We start from the raw sequence: 15,999 nt of genomic DNA, 5'->3' as shown, positions 1-15,999 counted from the left end.
CGCCTGGCGTAAACCAGGCGTACGGTTGTTGAATGATAATGAAGCGGTTAACAGCTATCTATTTGCCGTTTAAGTTAATGGTATAAGTAAAGGCTGTATTATCGCTCCATACCAGAAACTCATCTAACGGCCTTGGCCCGCAACTGTTAGAGCCTACGCCCAGCGTTTTGGCCGAAAGGCAGAACACGGTGGCTTTGCTTGCGGGTAAATCAATTTTATATTCAACCGGAAACATTTGCTCATCGGTATGCGGCAGTGCAGAAAACTGCATGTGGTTTTCATCTGCCTGCAGCAATACCGATGGTTTGCCTGTGCCGCTTAGCTTTGCCCAGCGTACCTCTTCATGGTTGCCTCTTTCCATCGGCTTTTCGTATTCATATTGCTGGTTCACATTCAGTGTATACAAGCCTAGTTCTGCGGCTGCTTTTCTGTCTGCATAGTTTTCAAAAGGCCCACGTCCAAAATATTGTACTTCATCCAGCTTTTTATCAAACATAAACCTTACACCAATTCGCGCCAGGTTTATGCGCCATCCGGTAAACTGTACTTTGTTTTCTACCTGTATGCTACCATTGCCCTGTACCAGGTAAACAGCTGTATGGTACGCATTAAAGCCTTCTTTGCCCGCCGCGCGAATCACAGAAGTTATCTTTACTGCTCCCGTACCTACAGCTTCTACCTTACAACTAATCAGCGAATCGGTAAGGGTTTGTACGCCAAACCGGTTCCAGGTTTTGTGTGCCCACATATCATCTGTCTGATGCGCAGCACGCGACAGGTAAATTTTAGGGGCACCGCCTTCCGCTAACAGGTTTGTGCCATTTTTTACCAACTGCGTAAGTAACCCGGTTCTTTTATCTAACTGCACTGCAAACCCATTGCCTGTTATGGTAACCAGTGTTCCGGTCTGGCTCATTTTTACTGCCGGCAGCGATGTTTTGGCCAGCATCAGCGGCAGGGTATTAACGGGCAGCGTAAACTGCTCCGAAGCCACTTCAAAACCTTTTGCAGCCCATGTAGTAGCAGTCCGTTGTTTATACGCAACGCGTAAAAAGTACTCAGCGCCGGGCGTAAACTGTTCAATCTTCAGGGGAAGGTTTACGTTCCGCTCACTACGGGCTTCTATACGGGGCAGGGCAAAATCTCCCTTTGCTATTTCTATCCCGTTTTCTGTCAGGCTCCAGTAAGCTTCAAAATCATCCAGTGCTATAAACTGGTATTTGTTTTTAATCCGGATGGTTCCGTTTAAAGGGTTAATCAGTTCTGTGCCTATCCACTGAAATGCTTTTTTCATTTCCGGATAATGGGGCTTTACCTGGTTGCCTTCCACGGCACGGTCGTAGGATATAACACCTTTGTGAATAAAGTAATGATCGTTAGGTACCTCTCCAAAACCGCCACCAAAAGCCAGAATAGAATGGTCGGGCGTGCGGTTGTTAAGCAATGCCTGATCCTGAAACTCCCAGATAGCGCCGCCCAGTATTTCCGGGTTTTTATCAAACACTTCAGCGTATTCTGCCAGCGAGCCCATAGAGTTAAACATGGCATGTACAAACTCGCAGATGTAAAAAGGCTTTGTCAGTTCCTGGTTCTGCGCCACTTTTGCATAGTCCTGTGCAGTGCCATACATTCTGCCATCTAAATCTGCCGGGTTGTTTTTTCCTGTTCCAAAACGTTCGTAGTGAACAGGGCGGCTGCCATCCAATGCTTTTACCGCATTCATAGCCGCTACAAAATTGGGATTCTCGCCCCAGCCACATTCATTGCCCAGCGACCAGATGATTACAGAAGCGTGATTTTTAAAGTTTTCAATATTGGCAATGTTCCGGTCTACAATAGCTGCTTTAATGGTAGGCTCATTTTCAAAACGCCTGTCGTAACCATGGCATTCCACGTTGGCTTCAGCTACCAGCCATATGCCCCATTCATCGCACAGTTCGTACCAGCGCGGATCATCACAATAATGGCTGGTACGTATATGGTTACAGTTGCCCTGCTTTATCACCTGCAGGTCGCGTATCATCTGTTCTTCCGTTACAGCATGGCCTACATCGCTCCAGTGTTCGTGGCGGTTAACACCTTTTAATTTAATGGGCACACCGTTTACGGTAAACACACGTCCTTTAATTTCTACTTTTCTAAAGCCCACTTTGGTAGAAATAATTTCACCCTCAGCACTGGTTAATACCAACGTATATAAATAAGGTGTTTCAGCCGTCCATTTGGCAGGGTTGGTTACCGGAAATTGTATACTCAGCTGTTCTTCCGCTTCTGCCCGCAACGCTTTTGAAGTTACATTGCCTTTTGCCACCACGCTGCCCTCTTTATTATACAATACAGCAGTTATGGCCTGGTCTTTACCTGTAGCGGTGCCGTAGTTTTTAGTGTTTACCAGCACCTCCACAGTGGCGTCTTTATAATTGTTATCCAGGTTCTGTTTTACAAAAAAGTCACGCATGTGCACCTGCGGACTGCTCCAGAGGGTTACGTTGCGGAAAATGCCATGCAGGCGCCACATATCCTGATCTTCCAGCCACGTGCCTGAGCTGTATTGATATACTTCCACCGCAATAGTATTAGAGCCGGCTTTGGCATACTTTGTAATATCAAACTCCGCAGCATTTCTGCTGTTTACGCTAAAACCAACCTTCTGGCCGTTAATCCATACAAAAAAGGCACAGTCCACGCCATCAAAGGTTACAAACAGGCGGCGGCCATCCCAGTCTGCCGGTACTTCAAAATTTCGCCGGTAGCAACCCACCGGGTTACGTTCTTTATAAGCCGTATAGCTTTTGTCCGGCTCGCTCATCAGCCTGGGATAATCCTTTTTAACCGTGTATCCATAGTTCCGGTAAAAAGGGGTACCATACCCATGTACTTCCCAGTTAGAGGGTACGGGTATTTCTTTCCAGGCAGATACATCGTAGTCTGCCTTGTAAAAATCTACCGGTCGCTTTTCGGGGCTGGGTACCCAGTTAAACTTCCACTTGCCATTCAGGCTGCGGCACCAGGAAGAAGCCAGCCTTTTGCCTGCCAGTGCTTCCTGCAGGTTAGCGTAGGGCATTAATGTGGCGTGATAACGTTCTTTGTTTATACCCAGCAATTCGGGGTTCTCAATTTCAGCGGGGTAGTCAACGCCTGCTTTCAACGTGGTGGTGGGCTGGGCATAAGCCGTATGCAATAACAAACCGGCAGAAAATGCAAACAGAAAATAACTTTTGATGAGTTGGTTTTTCATTCTTAAATGGAATCGTTAGAACTGTAAGATATTGTTTGCCCTAAATTACGGTAAGAACCGGAATATAGCTGGCAAACGTTATTTGTAACGTAATTGCAAATAATTTTTTCTTTTGAATAAAGAATTTATATTTGCAATAACAGTGCAAATGTAAAATTTGAAACTAACGCCTTCATATCGCCCGAAAATTGCCATACTGCTGTTGTTGCTATATACCTTTATAGCAACACCGGTGCGTCTCTGGCACCATCATCCGGCAACGCAATCCCAGGCGTGCAACAGTCAGGAAAAAAAAGAGGGCAATAGTTTACATAAAGCCGGGCACGGGCATTGCAGCATCTGCGACCATCAATATGCGGTGTATCATAATGATGCTTCAATAGCCGCTCCGGTAAGGCCTGCATTATTTTCCCTTCTTTTTTTAACTGCTCCGGCACCGGGCGTTTACAGGCTGGCAGCCAGCAGCGCTAACAAGGGGCCACCTGCTGTGTAATATCGTTTTCTTATCAGTTCCATTTTACTTCCACCATTGCATGTAAGGCGGCTGTATGCTGTTGTGTGTATCTGATTACAGGTACACATAAAAAAACAGTGCAGTTGTCTGTTTGCCGGGCATAACACAATGTGCTAATGCCGGCAGTAGCAAACGTAGCAGTGTGTTTATTACTTCCACATATCCTTATGGCATAGGGGGTAGCCTTGCTATACAAAATATTGTTGCAACAACCGGCGTTGCCGAAAACCGGAAACAGAGTAGGCATCATTCATTAAAACAATTTTTATGCAAAACATCTCTAAAGAGGCTTTGATTGCTTCTATCCTTACAGAAAGAACAGTAGGCGGTAGCACACACTGCAGCAACTGCGGTCACTGCACATCAACACTGTAATGTATCCGGGGCAGCGGGCTATCCGCTGCCCTTTTTCTAAAAAAAACTGTATGCAAACGATATTGCTGGAAGAGATACTGAGCTATCAGAACGAAAACATTCTGTCCCGCTTTACCGATATGTTCGCCGTATCGGATAGTGAAGCGGAGGATATATTTACCGAAACCAAAAAGTTTCTGTTTGTGTGCCGGGAGCAGGGCATGTTTATACCAGACGAGCTGTTAATAGTAGATGAAATGTGGCACAACTTCATACTGTTTACAAAAGATTACCAGCATTTCTGTGCTACTTACTTTGGCCATTATATACATCATCTGCCAGCATCCAGGCAGGAGAAAGTGCAGCAAAGGCTGAAATCCGAAACCGATCCGGAGCAGGCTGCCAGTGAGTTTAACCAGCGGCTGTCGGTGGTTATAGCCACGGTGTACGATAAGCTGGGGCAGGACACGGTAATCAAGTGGTTTCGCCAGTATCCCCAACAGTTCAGTAAAGACATTATCAAAAGCTTAAGGCGTAATTAGCTATGAGTATTTTTCCCAAACGTACTGTGCGCAACAGCACCGTTACTATTCACTGGAATTATAATACATCGGGTTTAACCAGCCGGCATATTTACCCTTTTGTGCGCATAGGCGTACAGGCGCCGGATGGCACGGTAACTATGCTGATGGAAAAGCATATTCTGGCCCTGCCGCCTGTTATGCTGCCACCTGCAGAAGCGGGCCCGGTTACGCAGAAAAACCTTTACCTGAATAAAAACACCCCACTGCTGGTACTGGCAGATTATCTCAGCGGTGCACATTCCAGAGAAACGCTGGTAAACATATTGCAGCATATACAAAACGGCCGGCATTACTATTTTACCTATACTATACCTGCAGATGCACCGCTGGGCAAATACACTTTGTTATCTGAACTGTATAATGAAGGGCAGGTGAAATATTCTAAAACAGCAGCAGACGATTGTTTCTGGGTAGAATCTGTTACAGTAAGCAATGTAGTGTATGAAGATGGTGCAGGCAGCGCACTGCTGCAGAATCAATGCCCCGAACCTGTTCCGGTGCGTGTGGTTCAATATCATCCGGGGCATGCTTTACTGCCGCAAAATGTAACTGCCTTTGAATTGCCTGCACGGGCAAAGCATACTGTTTCCTTTGCTTCCATGCCTGCGTTTCTGCTGTATAACGAAGAGCGTGTTTGCATACCGCTTGTACCACAGGGCGAGCCGGTGGTATTACGCAACCAGCAGTGGATAAGTGTAAGTAAAAATACGGGCAGCGAACCCGCTGTTTACCTTATGGCAAGGGAGGGCGATGCGGCTATTACTTTAACCGGTGTTTGCCTGCAGTTATGGAATGCGGCGGATGGGTTAACAGCCAGGCATACCCTGCAACGTATAAACGGCGATGCCTATGATGAAATGCTTTTAAACGGATTGTTACACGAACTAAACCCCTGATAATTGCGGAAGCTTATTCTTATATTATTGTTATTACCGCTGTATGCAACAAGCCAGCAGGAGGCAGAGAAAACGCATGAATTATCGGAAGTGCGTGTATTGCATACCGGCGCTGCCACTGCGCTCCGGCAATCTGTACAGCAGGTTACGGTGGTAGATGCAAAAAAATACTATAGCCGCCCTTCCGGTGCTATAGATATTCTGGGGCAGGCATCGGGCATACGTATCCGCCAGGATGGTGGCCTGGGCAGCCGGGCCGATTTTGCTGTTAACGGCATTTCGGGCAAACAGGTAAAGTTGTTTATTGATGGTATTCCTGCCTCTTATTTCGGGGCTGGTGCCTCACTTAATACATTACCGGTAAATACGATAGACCGGCTGGAAATTTATAAAGGAGTTGTACCCGTGCATTTAGGGGCAGATGCATTGGGCGGCGCCATTAATATAGTAACGCGGCAGCAGTTGAGCAATTACCTGGAAGCAACCTATGCGCTCAGCTCTTTTCATACACAGCGCGTTACGGTTAACGCCCGCTACCGCTTGCCACGTAATGTGTTTGTTAACACCACTGCGTTTTATAATTACAGCAGGAATAATTATGGCATTACAGCGGAAGTGCCTAACCAGTTTGGTAACCCGGTGCAGCAGAAAGTAAAACGTTTTCACGACCGGTTCAGCAATTACTATACCGCCGTAGAACTGGGTATTACCGGTAAAAAATGGGCCGACCTTGCAAGCCTTACCCTTAATGCCTCCGGCATAGGGCAGCAGGTACAGCATAATGTGGTAATGACACAGCCGTACGGAAAAGTTACCTATGCAGAGCAGGTATGGAACAGTTTTTTCAAATACAACAAATACCAGGTGCTTCCCGGGGTAGATGTGCAGTTGTTTGGTGGGGCAGGGTATACCAGGGGGCATTTTATAGATACTTCTTTCAATGCCTATGCCTGGGATGGCACTGTTGTAAACCGGCGCAGCTATGGTGGCGAAATATCTTCCTCGCGTAATAACCTGCTACTGCACACCATCAATAGCGTGGCGCGCCTGTTATTATCTTATACGCCCGATACACTTACCCGTATCAGTTTTAATGTCACCGGCACCAGTTTTCATCGTAAGGGAGAAGATACGGTGGCGGCTGCGTTCTATGGACAGGATTTCTATACTTCTCCTACCCGTATGCATAAGCTGGTTACCGGTATATCGGCAGAACGCCATACCCCGCAGCGGAAGTGGACTTCGCTTACTGCCATAAAATGGTATTACTATTCAGCCACCGGTTTTACGGTAGAAAATGCTGTGTTGCAAACGGCATCTAACCGTATGGGGCAGTGGGGGGCAGCGCAAAGTTTTCGCCATGTATTCAACCCCTCGCTTGCCGCAAGGTTTTCGTATGAATATGCTACGCGTTTGCCGGATGAACTGGAAGTATTTGGCGATTATGCGTTAACCAAAGCCAGTCCCGGTTTACAGCCGGAAAAAAGTCATAACCTTAACCTGAGTGCCCAATACACCCGTAGCCATGTGCGGGCAGAAGTAACCGGTTTTTACCGCCGTTTGCAGGATATTATCTATCTCAGAACTTCACAGTTTTTTGCCAAATACCAGAATCTTTTACAGGCGCAGATTACCGGAATAGAAGGGGAGTGTACCCTGCAGCCCTGGCCATTGCTGCAGTTTACGGGTAATGCCACCTGGCAGCGTATTCTTAATAAATCACGTGGCAGCAGTTCCGGTACTACTGACGACCGGTATTATAACCTGCAACTACCCAATATGCCGTGGCTTATGGGTAATGCAGGCCTGCAGTATACGCAGCCCCATTTGTTCAGGCGGGGCAATACACTTACCTGCTGGTATAACGCCGCTTACGTACATCGTTTTTATCTCTATTGGGCTAACGACGGGCGGGCCGATCAAAAAGCAACCATACCTGGTCAATATATTCAGCAGGCAGGCCTTAGCTATACGTGGTTGCACAACCGGTATACAGCCAGCTGCGAAATGCAAAACCTGGCCAATGCCCGGGCTTACGACAATTTTAATGTGCAAAAGCCGGGGCGTTCTATTCACCTGAAACTAAAAGTATTTATCCCATAAACATATACAATCATGTATTACTCTTTTATGCGTTTTCGCAAACATCCTGTATCCCTGGCGCTGATGATAGCGGTAGCCATGGCTTCCTGCTCCAAAAACAACAGCACTTCCACTGTTACCGGCGAAGTACATTATGCTGTTTCCAATGTAGCAGGGGCTTACCCCAGCCAAACCACTTATGTACAGGGGCTGGCCAATCTTAACATCAGCCAGCTCAGCAATGCCAATGCTGCTGAATCGCCCAACTTTGCTTCGCAGTGGACATATGATGATGCAGTATACCTTACTTCTTTTGGTGCACCTGCTACTATTACCAAATACACCTTCGATGCTACGGGCAAAGCAGTAGTAGCCGGTAAACTGGTGGTGCCGGGGGCCAACACTTTTTCTTCGGTGGAGTTTGTAAGCAAAACAGAAGCCTATGCCTCTGTAGGCGGCGGGCTGGCCAGAATTGTAAAGTTTAACCCCACTGCGCTGCAAACCACCGGCGAAATCAATCTCTCGGCTTTTGCCAAACCTGGCGCTGCCTCTGTGTATTATCTGGGTATGAAGGCGAGAGATGGCAAGCTGTTTCTGGGCATACAGTATTTCAATGCCAGCTTTAACCCCCTTGCAGATTCTGCTTTTGTGGGCGTAATTGATCTGGCCGCCGGCAAAACGGAAAAACTGCTGGCAGATGCGCGCACCAGTAATATATTCCTGGCAGGTTCTTCTGTAAGTGGTTTTGCTACCGATGCAGCCGGGGATTTGTACATACAGGGGCAGGGGTCGGGTGCAGCTCCCAGCGGCATCCTTCGTATACGCAAAGGAGCCACCAGTTTCGATGCTGATTATTTTTTCAATCTTAAAGCCGCTACCGGTAAAGATTGCTCCGGTTTATATATCCTCAACAACCAGGCATTTACCACCCGTATAGAAGATGCTACAGATGCCTATGAAACCAAAGGCCCCAACTTCCGCTATTACCGGATAGATCTGGCAGGTAAAACCTCACTGGGCGATCTGAGTGCCAGTCTGCCAAAAATATATGGCTCTTCCACTTCCATTATGCGTGCGTTTGATGCCGCTACGGTAAGTTTTGTGGTATCGTCCGATAAAGAAAACAGCATTTATACTTATAACGTGGCTGATGGCAGCGTAGCCCGCAAAATAACCCTGAGCGCAGGCATGTGCACCGGGTTTGATAAAGTGAATTAATCTGTTGTAAGGTTATTGAAACAATGGTAGCAACTATGTGCATTGGATTTGTTTGCAAAAGAACTTTTACGCAGGCGGTATATACGGCTGCAATACTACTGTCAGGTGGTGTTGCAGCCTGTAGCACCGTGCAGGCACAGGAAATGACTGGCGATACGTTACAGGGCGTAAAGGTTACTGCCGGGCGGCGGTTGCTGGAAGCTAAAAAAGGAAAACTGGTGTTAAACGTAGATAAAAGCACTGCTGCGGCAGGCAGCTCTGCGTTTGATGTGCTGCAACGGGCACCTGGCATAAGCGTAGATCAGAACGATCATATTCTGCTGAAGGGTGCCGGAGGTGTAAACGTACTGCTGGATGGAAAAATGACATACATGAGCGCGCAGCAGCTGGCAAACGTATTAAAGGGCATGCCTGCTGAAAATATTGCCAGTATTGAAATTATTACCATGCCGGGTGCAGAGTTTGATGCGGCAGGCAATGCTGGTGTTATCAATATTATTACTAAAAAAAGTAACCGGCCAGGGTATGCTGTTCAGCTGAGCAGTTCACTGGGCGCAGGGCATTACCTGTTGCATAACCAGCAGATAACAGGTAATCTGCGTTTGCAAAAGATGAATTTCTTTGGTACACTCGGCTACAACCAGCGCAAAACGTTTAATACCCGCAGCGCTGGCAATTCCTTTGAAACTGATACGGACACGGTATATCTAAGCCGGCTATCGCTGGAACCCTGGTTAAGCAGGTTTTATACCTATAAGGCAGGGGCGGACTGGTATATCAGTAATAAGCACCAATTAGGGTTTTTATACAACGGTTCGCTGGACGACTGGAGTAAAGATGCCGGCGCCACAACGTTGCTGAGCAGCGGCGGTAAAACCATACAAACTATTGAAAACAGAAGTGTAGCCATAGAGCCGTACTACAACAATGCCTTTAACCTGAACTATGCTTACAAATACGATACAACGGGCAAAAAAATAAGTGTTGACGCTGATTATATTTCTTACCGCAACCATTCAGATGGTTTTCTGGCCAATCAGTCTTACAACAGTAATGGCATGCCGGATGATGTATATCAGGAGCTGCGGTTCAGGCAACCCAGTTATATTAAAATACGTTCGGTAAAGGCCGATGCAGACTGGCCAATGCCGGTTGCACACTTTAAGGCGGGGGTAAAACACGCGGCAGTTGCTATAGACAATCAGTTCCGGTACGATTCGTTGCTGAACCATGCTTATACACCTGCCGAAAGCCTTAGCGACTATTTTCAGTATACCGAACGTATATCGGCAGCCTATGCTTCTGCAGAACGTTCATTTGGCAAAACTGCTATTGCAATGGGTGTACGTGTGGAGCATACTTATACAAAGGGGCAGGCCATACACGCAGGTATTACCACGGAGCGTAATTATACCAATCTCTTTCCTTCCTTTTCGGTGGAGCAGCCATTCCATAACCGGCATTCCCTGTCATTTTCGCTCAGTCGCCGCATTAACCGGCCTTCCTATGCAGAGCTGAATCCGGTAAGGTGGTATGCAGATAAATATTCTTACTATACCGGCAACCCCACGCTACGGCCAGAACTAACCTGGTTGTTTGCCTTGTCGTATACGCTTATGAATAAATACACCGCAACACTCAGTTATAACCGGCTTAACCATTTTATTTCCCAAACAGTAGTTACAGACAATGTTACTGGCACCGTAGCCCGCCAAAACGCCAATTTCAGCCACCAGAACCGGTGGGATTTGCTTTTGCTGGCCCCCCTGCGCGTTGCAACTTTCTGGAACCTTACTGCCACGGCCAATCCCAGTTACACAGCTTACCCGGTAATGCAGAAGCGTGGTGCGCTGCAAAAAAGCAGAATAGCACTGGCCCTGGGGCTAAACCAGGTGTTTACGCTGCCGGCAGGCATAGTGCTGGAACTGAATGGCAGATACAGCAGTGGCGAGCTTACCGGTATATTCTTTACCAGCAGTTACGGTATGCTGGATGGTGGTATTAAAAAGTCTTTTCTCAAAAACCGGTTCGATCTCAAATTGTCCTTTTCAGATGCATTTCATACCAACCGTTTTAAGGGCTATTCCGTCAGCGATCTTTCTTTTTATAACTACCATTTTATTTCCGATACCCGCCGTGTTTTTATAACTGCGGTATACCGGCTGGGTGGTAAAGTAAACGGCGTACAAAACCGCCTTACCGATGAACAAAAAAGACTATGATGGCATTACAAAAATTATATCCGCTCAAAGCCCTTGCGCACAAAGAAATGATTACGGTGTGGCGCGATAATACTTTTCGCGCAGCTGCTATAGTACTTAGCCTGTTGCTGCTGGCTGCCGCGCTAACCGGTATACAACAGTACCGGCAGGAAGCGCAGGAGCGGGAGGCGGCTGCACAGCAGTTCAGGCAGCAATGGTTACAGCAGCATCCCAAACATCCGCATATAGCCGCACACTTTGGCAATTTTGCAGTAATGCCGCTTACAGCGCTCAGTTTGTTTGATCAGGGGTTGAATGCCTATACCGGTAAAGTAGTGTATCTGGAGCCGCATAAACAAAATGAGTTTTCGTTTAAGCCTTCGGAAGAACAGGATGGTACCGCCCGGTTTGGCGGGCTGTCTATGGCTTTGTTGCTGCAATGGTTGTTTCCATTGATGATTGTGTTCAGTTGCTTTAATGCCTTTACGGCCGAGCGGGAATCGGGCAATCTTAAACTGCTGTACAGCCAGGGTGTATCGTTTACACTGCTGTTTACCGGCAAGTTTGCCGGGCGCATGGTATTAATACTGCTGTTATTGCTGCCCTGCATACTGCTGCTGGCCGGGGCCTGTTTGTTTATACCCACTGCACAGCCAATGGCGGCAAGGGTGCTGCTGCTGGTACTGTTATATACAGGTTATCTGGCTTTGTGTGTTGCCTTGTCTCTGCTGGTATCTGCCCATGCAGGCAATGGCAGAACCGCTGTATTAAGCCTGTTGCTGCTATGGATGGTAAGTACTATTCTGCTGCCCAAATGGGCGGCCAGCGCCGGTAATAACCTGTACCCACTGCCTGATAAATATGAGTTTGCGGCTGCCATACGTGCCGATATTATCCAGGGCATTGATGGCCATAACCCCCAGAATGCACGTGCACTGGCATTGAGAAAGCAGCTGTTGCAACAGTACGGGGTAGATACCATCAGCAAACTGCCTTTTAATTTTGAAGGGTATGTTATGCAGGCGGGAGAGGAGTATAGCAGTAAGGTATATGATGTGCATTTTGCCCGTTTGCAGCACACACTGGCATTACAGAACCGGTTTACACAATGGGCAGGCATCATTAACCCTTATCTGGCGGTGCATCAGCTATCTATGGCTTTATGCGGAACTGATTATTACAGCCATCTGCATTTTCAGCAACAGGCAGAAGCTTACCGCAGATATTTTGTACAGCAGATGAACGGCGATATGAAGGATCATTCTGTATTGGGCGATTGGGATTATAAAGCCAGCGCAACGGTGTTTAACAACGTAAGGCCTTTTAGTTACACACCGCCGTCGGTTGCCGTTGCGCTCCGGCCTTATGCCACAGGGGCTTGTTCCTTCCTTATCTGGTTTATCATTCTGCTGGGAGTGGTAAGCTCTGGCAATCACACAAAATTGTAAAGTAGCATGCGCAGCACCTTCGCCGTTTTTATGCATGAATGTATTTTGTTTGGCAGAAACCGCCTGCAGGTATGGGGTGTGTTGTTTTTTATAGTTATTGGCGGCTATAGCATCAGCTATGGGCATGCGGAAATAGCCAGAGAAAACAGCAGGCGGCAAGCCGTGGCCGATTCTATACGGCAAACGCAGTTGGCACATGTAGCTGCACTGCAGGCAGACACCTTGCAGCCTGCCGGAAAGTACCGGTACGAAACAGCTGCCCTTCCTTCACTGGTACGGTTTAGCTTCCATTTTCTTGCCGCACGTAAGCCGTTGCCCCTGGCCTCGCTGGCGCTGGGGCAGCTGGATGTAACGGCTCCTTATTACCTGCTCAATGCCCAAAGCCTGTATATACAAACCCTTAAAGGCGAAATAGCCAATCCCTTTCAACTGAAGGCCGGTAATTTTGATCTGGCTTTTGTACTTGTATATCTGTTACCATTGCTTATTATAGCCCTGTGTTTTGATGTGTTGTCTGCTGAAAAAGAGGCTGGTATACTGCCACTGTTGCGGATGGGGCGTTACCCGCCTGGTAGCGTGGTGCTTGTTAAGTTTTCCTTCAGATGGCTGTTAGCTTGCGCGGTAGTGGCAATACTTTCGCTGGCGGCCTTTTTAACCGCACCTATACCGTTGCTGGGTATGAGTGCTGTGTTGTGGATGTTTATTGTTTGCGTTTATTGTTTGCTGTGGCATGCGCTGCTGTTGCTTATTGTTTCCTTTAACCGTTCTTCGGCGCTTAATGCTATGTTATCACTGGGGGTATGGGTGCTGCTGGTGGTAGTAGTACCTGTAACTATACAGGCGCAAAGTAAGTTAAGGGGCGCTTCTTCACTATCGCTCTCTACGCTTATGCGCAGCCGTAATATGGAAGAAAGCAGTACGGCCATGCAGCAGGCGCTGAATCAGTTTTACCAGTATTACCCGCACCTTATACCTGCTGATAGTACACGGCCGGCCTTCTATTATTTTCAGGGGTATTCTGCGTTTTTATATAATACCGATAGAGAGGCGCAACAGCAGGTTGCTGCCTGGTACCAGGCCATACGCAACAGGGCACAGCGTACTGAACGGTTGCTGTTTATAAGCCCGGCCGCCAATACGTTTTTGTTGTTGAACCATTTGGCAGGTACCGATGTGCAGGCGGGGCTGGCTTTTCAGCAACAGGTGGCAGCCTTTCACCGGCAGGTGTTCTGGTTTGCCAATAATGCCCTGTTTCAAAACCGGTATATGAACGCAGCAGACTATGCCCGTATACCTGTATTTGAACCACCGGTAATGCAGGTGCAACCAGGTTGGGTGGCTGGTCGCCTGCTGCAGATGTTGCTGATGGCAGGCGCTTGTGTAGTTGTTGCCCTTTATCAGTTGCAGGAAAAAAAGCTTACACATGCGTAACCATAACACCGCCCTGCTGCTGCAGGGTAACCTGCGTACACTGCTGGTAAAGCTGTCTTTACCAGGTATTGCCGGTATGCTGCTTATAGCCCTTAACGGTTTAATGGATGCCTTTTTTGTTTCGCGGCTGGTGGGGCAGGCTGCTTTTGCAGGGGTTACCCTGGCGTTGCCGTTACTGGTGTTAAACAGCGCCGTAACCAGTATGTTATCATCCGGTGCTGCTTTATTGTACAGCCGTCAGCTGGGGCGGTTAGAGCATGGGGTATATGGGCGTGTATTACTGTACCAGCTGCTGTGTATGGCCGTTGTTGCAGCAGCCTGCCTGGCATTGCTGGGGTGCGTTGCGGCAAAGCCGGTGTTGTATAGTTCAGGCGGCAGGGCAGATGTATTGCAGCACGCAACCCTGTTTTACAAAATCAGCTGTGCCGGTTGTTTTCCTTCCGTAATGGGGTTATGCATTTCCGGCCTGTTGCGCGCAGGCGGGCAGTTTAAAAAGGTAATGGTTATTACAGGTGTTACCGTGTTGCTTAATCTGGTGCTGCATCCTTTGCTGATACAGTGGCTGGGAATGGGTACGGGGGGCGCTGCTGTAGCATCTGTCATTTCCATGAGTGTATACATGCTGTTAACATTGCGCTTGTTCCTGCGTTTGCATCCGGCTGCTATTACAAATATCCGTTTGCAATGGCATGCTATGAAGGAGATATTACTAACCGGCCTGCCCGCCCTGCTTATGCAGCTGAATGGCCTTTTACGGCAGTTTGTACTGTTCAGGCTGGTAATGTTAACCGCGGCTAACATTCAGCAGTTTACTTTTTTTGCAGCAGTATACCGTTTGTTCTCGTTTGCAGCTATACCTGCTATGGGCGTGTTGCAGGCATTGCAACCTGTGCTGGGGGCCAGTTACGGAGCAGGTAATTATACACGGGTAAAAAAGGCAAAAAGCGTGTTTTGTACCGGCCTGGTAGTATTAATGGTAATTACTGCTATACCGGGTTTACTGTGGCCGCAGCAACTGTTGCTGTTGTTGCTGGATAAGGCTACGCTGCAACAGGCACCGCTATGGTGTTTTCGCCTGGTGTTGCTGGTATTGCCGCTGATGCCCTTTGCCTCTACCGGTATTGTGTTATTGCAGGCTACCGGCCAGCGTAAAACTGCTACGGCCATTACCGGCACCCGGGAGGTATTGTTGTTTCTTCCGCTTATTTATACAGCTACCGCACAGTGGGGGTATGCGGGGGTATTTTACGGTTTGTTTGCAGAAAATGTATTGTATAGTGGTGCGGTATGGCTTCTTGCCCGTTATGCCTTTACAGGCGCTTTGCGCAAACAGCAAAAATATGCCAGTGCTTAATTTTGCCGTTTGCTGCCGGTGCCTCTTTTTCAATCTCCCGCTGCCATGTTATTTCAAACCCGCTCAGCAGCGCATCTACCTCCCGGCGGGAATGTGTGGTTACATCCGGTCTTTCTTTCCATGAATCGTTTACACCAAAAAAATGGCCACAGAAATAACCACCTGGCTGCAATGCCTGCACTATCTGCTGCCAGGTGCGGGCAAAGGCAGCACCGGTACAGAACGGTAGCGAAAAGCTGGCATTAATCAGTTGCCAGTTGTTTGCCGGCAGTTGCATGTTTTCAAAACTGCTGTGCAGCACCTGCACCGGTGCGCCTGCCAAACGCTGCTGTAACAGGGCCAGGCTACCTGCATCTTTGTCTACAGCCGTAACCTGCCAGCCCCGTTGCAGTAATGCGGCCGTATCTATGCCCGCACCGCTGCCCAGGTCAAGCGCATGGCCCGGCGTTTTTTGTTGGCCCTCCCATAAAGCTAATGCCTGCAGCAAGGTTTCTGCCGGGGGCATCGTTTGCAGGCCGGTAAGTACATTGTGTTTTGTCCAGTGGGTTTCATTCGCTTGCATGTGGTAGAGGAGTGCTTATGCTACATAAATGTAAGTGTTTGGTACAATGTTGTTGCATATTTGTGTGTGCTTTTTAACAAAAGCGATGCTAAAAAAGGGGCTATTTTTAACCTTCTG

At 47.9% G+C, this 15,999-nt stretch carries 10 protein-coding genes; 8 read left to right on the top strand and 2 right to left on the bottom strand.

The annotated features are described in order from the left end of the window. Positions 1–58 precede the first annotated feature (58 nt). Complete coding sequence (locus tag IEY13_RS17555) at positions 59–3,238, bottom strand: glycoside hydrolase family 2 TIM barrel-domain containing protein (protein ID WP_188954480.1); 3,180 nt, start codon at positions 3,236–3,238, stop codon at positions 59–61. Between the two features lie 939 nt (positions 3,239–4,177). On the opposite strand from IEY13_RS17555, the gene IEY13_RS17550 reads away from it, so the two are divergent. From IEY13_RS17550 to IEY13_RS17515, 8 genes are read left to right on the top strand one after another with little or no spacing between them, the layout of a single operon-like run. Further along, complete coding sequence (locus tag IEY13_RS17550; RefSeq protein ID WP_188954478.1) at positions 4,178–4,648, top strand: UCP032817 domain-containing protein; 471 nt, start codon at positions 4,178–4,180, stop codon at positions 4,646–4,648. 2 nt (positions 4,649–4,650) lie between these two features. After that, on the top strand, positions 4,651–5,586 hold the full coding sequence (locus IEY13_RS17545; RefSeq protein ID WP_188954475.1) for a hypothetical protein: 936 nt from the start codon (positions 4,651–4,653) through the stop codon (positions 5,584–5,586). Positions 5,587–5,589: 3 nt separating this feature from the next. Further along, a complete protein-coding gene (locus IEY13_RS17540) occupies positions 5,590–7,689 on the top strand; it encodes a TonB-dependent receptor domain-containing protein (protein WP_188954473.1) in 2,100 nt (699 codons plus the stop codon). Positions 7,690–7,701: 12 nt separating this feature from the next. Further along, positions 7,702–8,886: a DUF4374 domain-containing protein gene (locus tag IEY13_RS17535; RefSeq protein ID WP_188954471.1), complete on the top strand. Its 1,185-nt coding sequence runs from the start codon at positions 7,702–7,704 to the stop codon at positions 8,884–8,886. A 35-nt stretch (positions 8,887–8,921) separates the two neighbouring features. Next, positions 8,922–11,108, top strand: coding sequence for an outer membrane beta-barrel protein (locus IEY13_RS17530; protein ID WP_188954469.1), 2,187 nt, complete (start codon positions 8,922–8,924; stop codon positions 11,106–11,108). Then, complete coding sequence (locus IEY13_RS17525; protein WP_188954467.1) at positions 11,105–12,535, top strand: ABC transporter permease; 1,431 nt, start codon at positions 11,105–11,107, stop codon at positions 12,533–12,535. The genes IEY13_RS17530 and IEY13_RS17525 overlap by 4 nt, the downstream gene beginning before the upstream one ends. 6 nt (positions 12,536–12,541) lie before the next feature. Next, entirely contained in the window at positions 12,542–13,966 is a 1,425-nt protein-coding gene (locus IEY13_RS17520; RefSeq protein ID WP_188954465.1) for a DUF3526 domain-containing protein, read from the top strand. Then, complete coding sequence (locus IEY13_RS17515) at positions 13,959–15,320, top strand: MATE family efflux transporter (RefSeq protein WP_188954463.1); 1,362 nt, start codon at positions 13,959–13,961, stop codon at positions 15,318–15,320. The genes IEY13_RS17520 and IEY13_RS17515 overlap by 8 nt, the downstream gene beginning before the upstream one ends. Here IEY13_RS17515 and IEY13_RS17510 read toward each other — a convergent pair. Next, positions 15,277–15,882: a class I SAM-dependent methyltransferase gene (locus IEY13_RS17510; protein ID WP_188954461.1), complete on the bottom strand. Its 606-nt coding sequence runs from the start codon at positions 15,880–15,882 to the stop codon at positions 15,277–15,279. The genes IEY13_RS17515 and IEY13_RS17510 overlap by 44 nt on opposite strands. Between the last annotated feature and the right edge of the window lie 117 nt (positions 15,883–15,999).

This window comes from Filimonas zeae (assembly GCF_014641615.1).
Lineage (GTDB): Bacteria > Bacteroidota > Bacteroidia > Chitinophagales > Chitinophagaceae > Filimonas > Filimonas zeae.
This window is presented reverse-complemented; position numbering and strand designations above follow the sequence as displayed.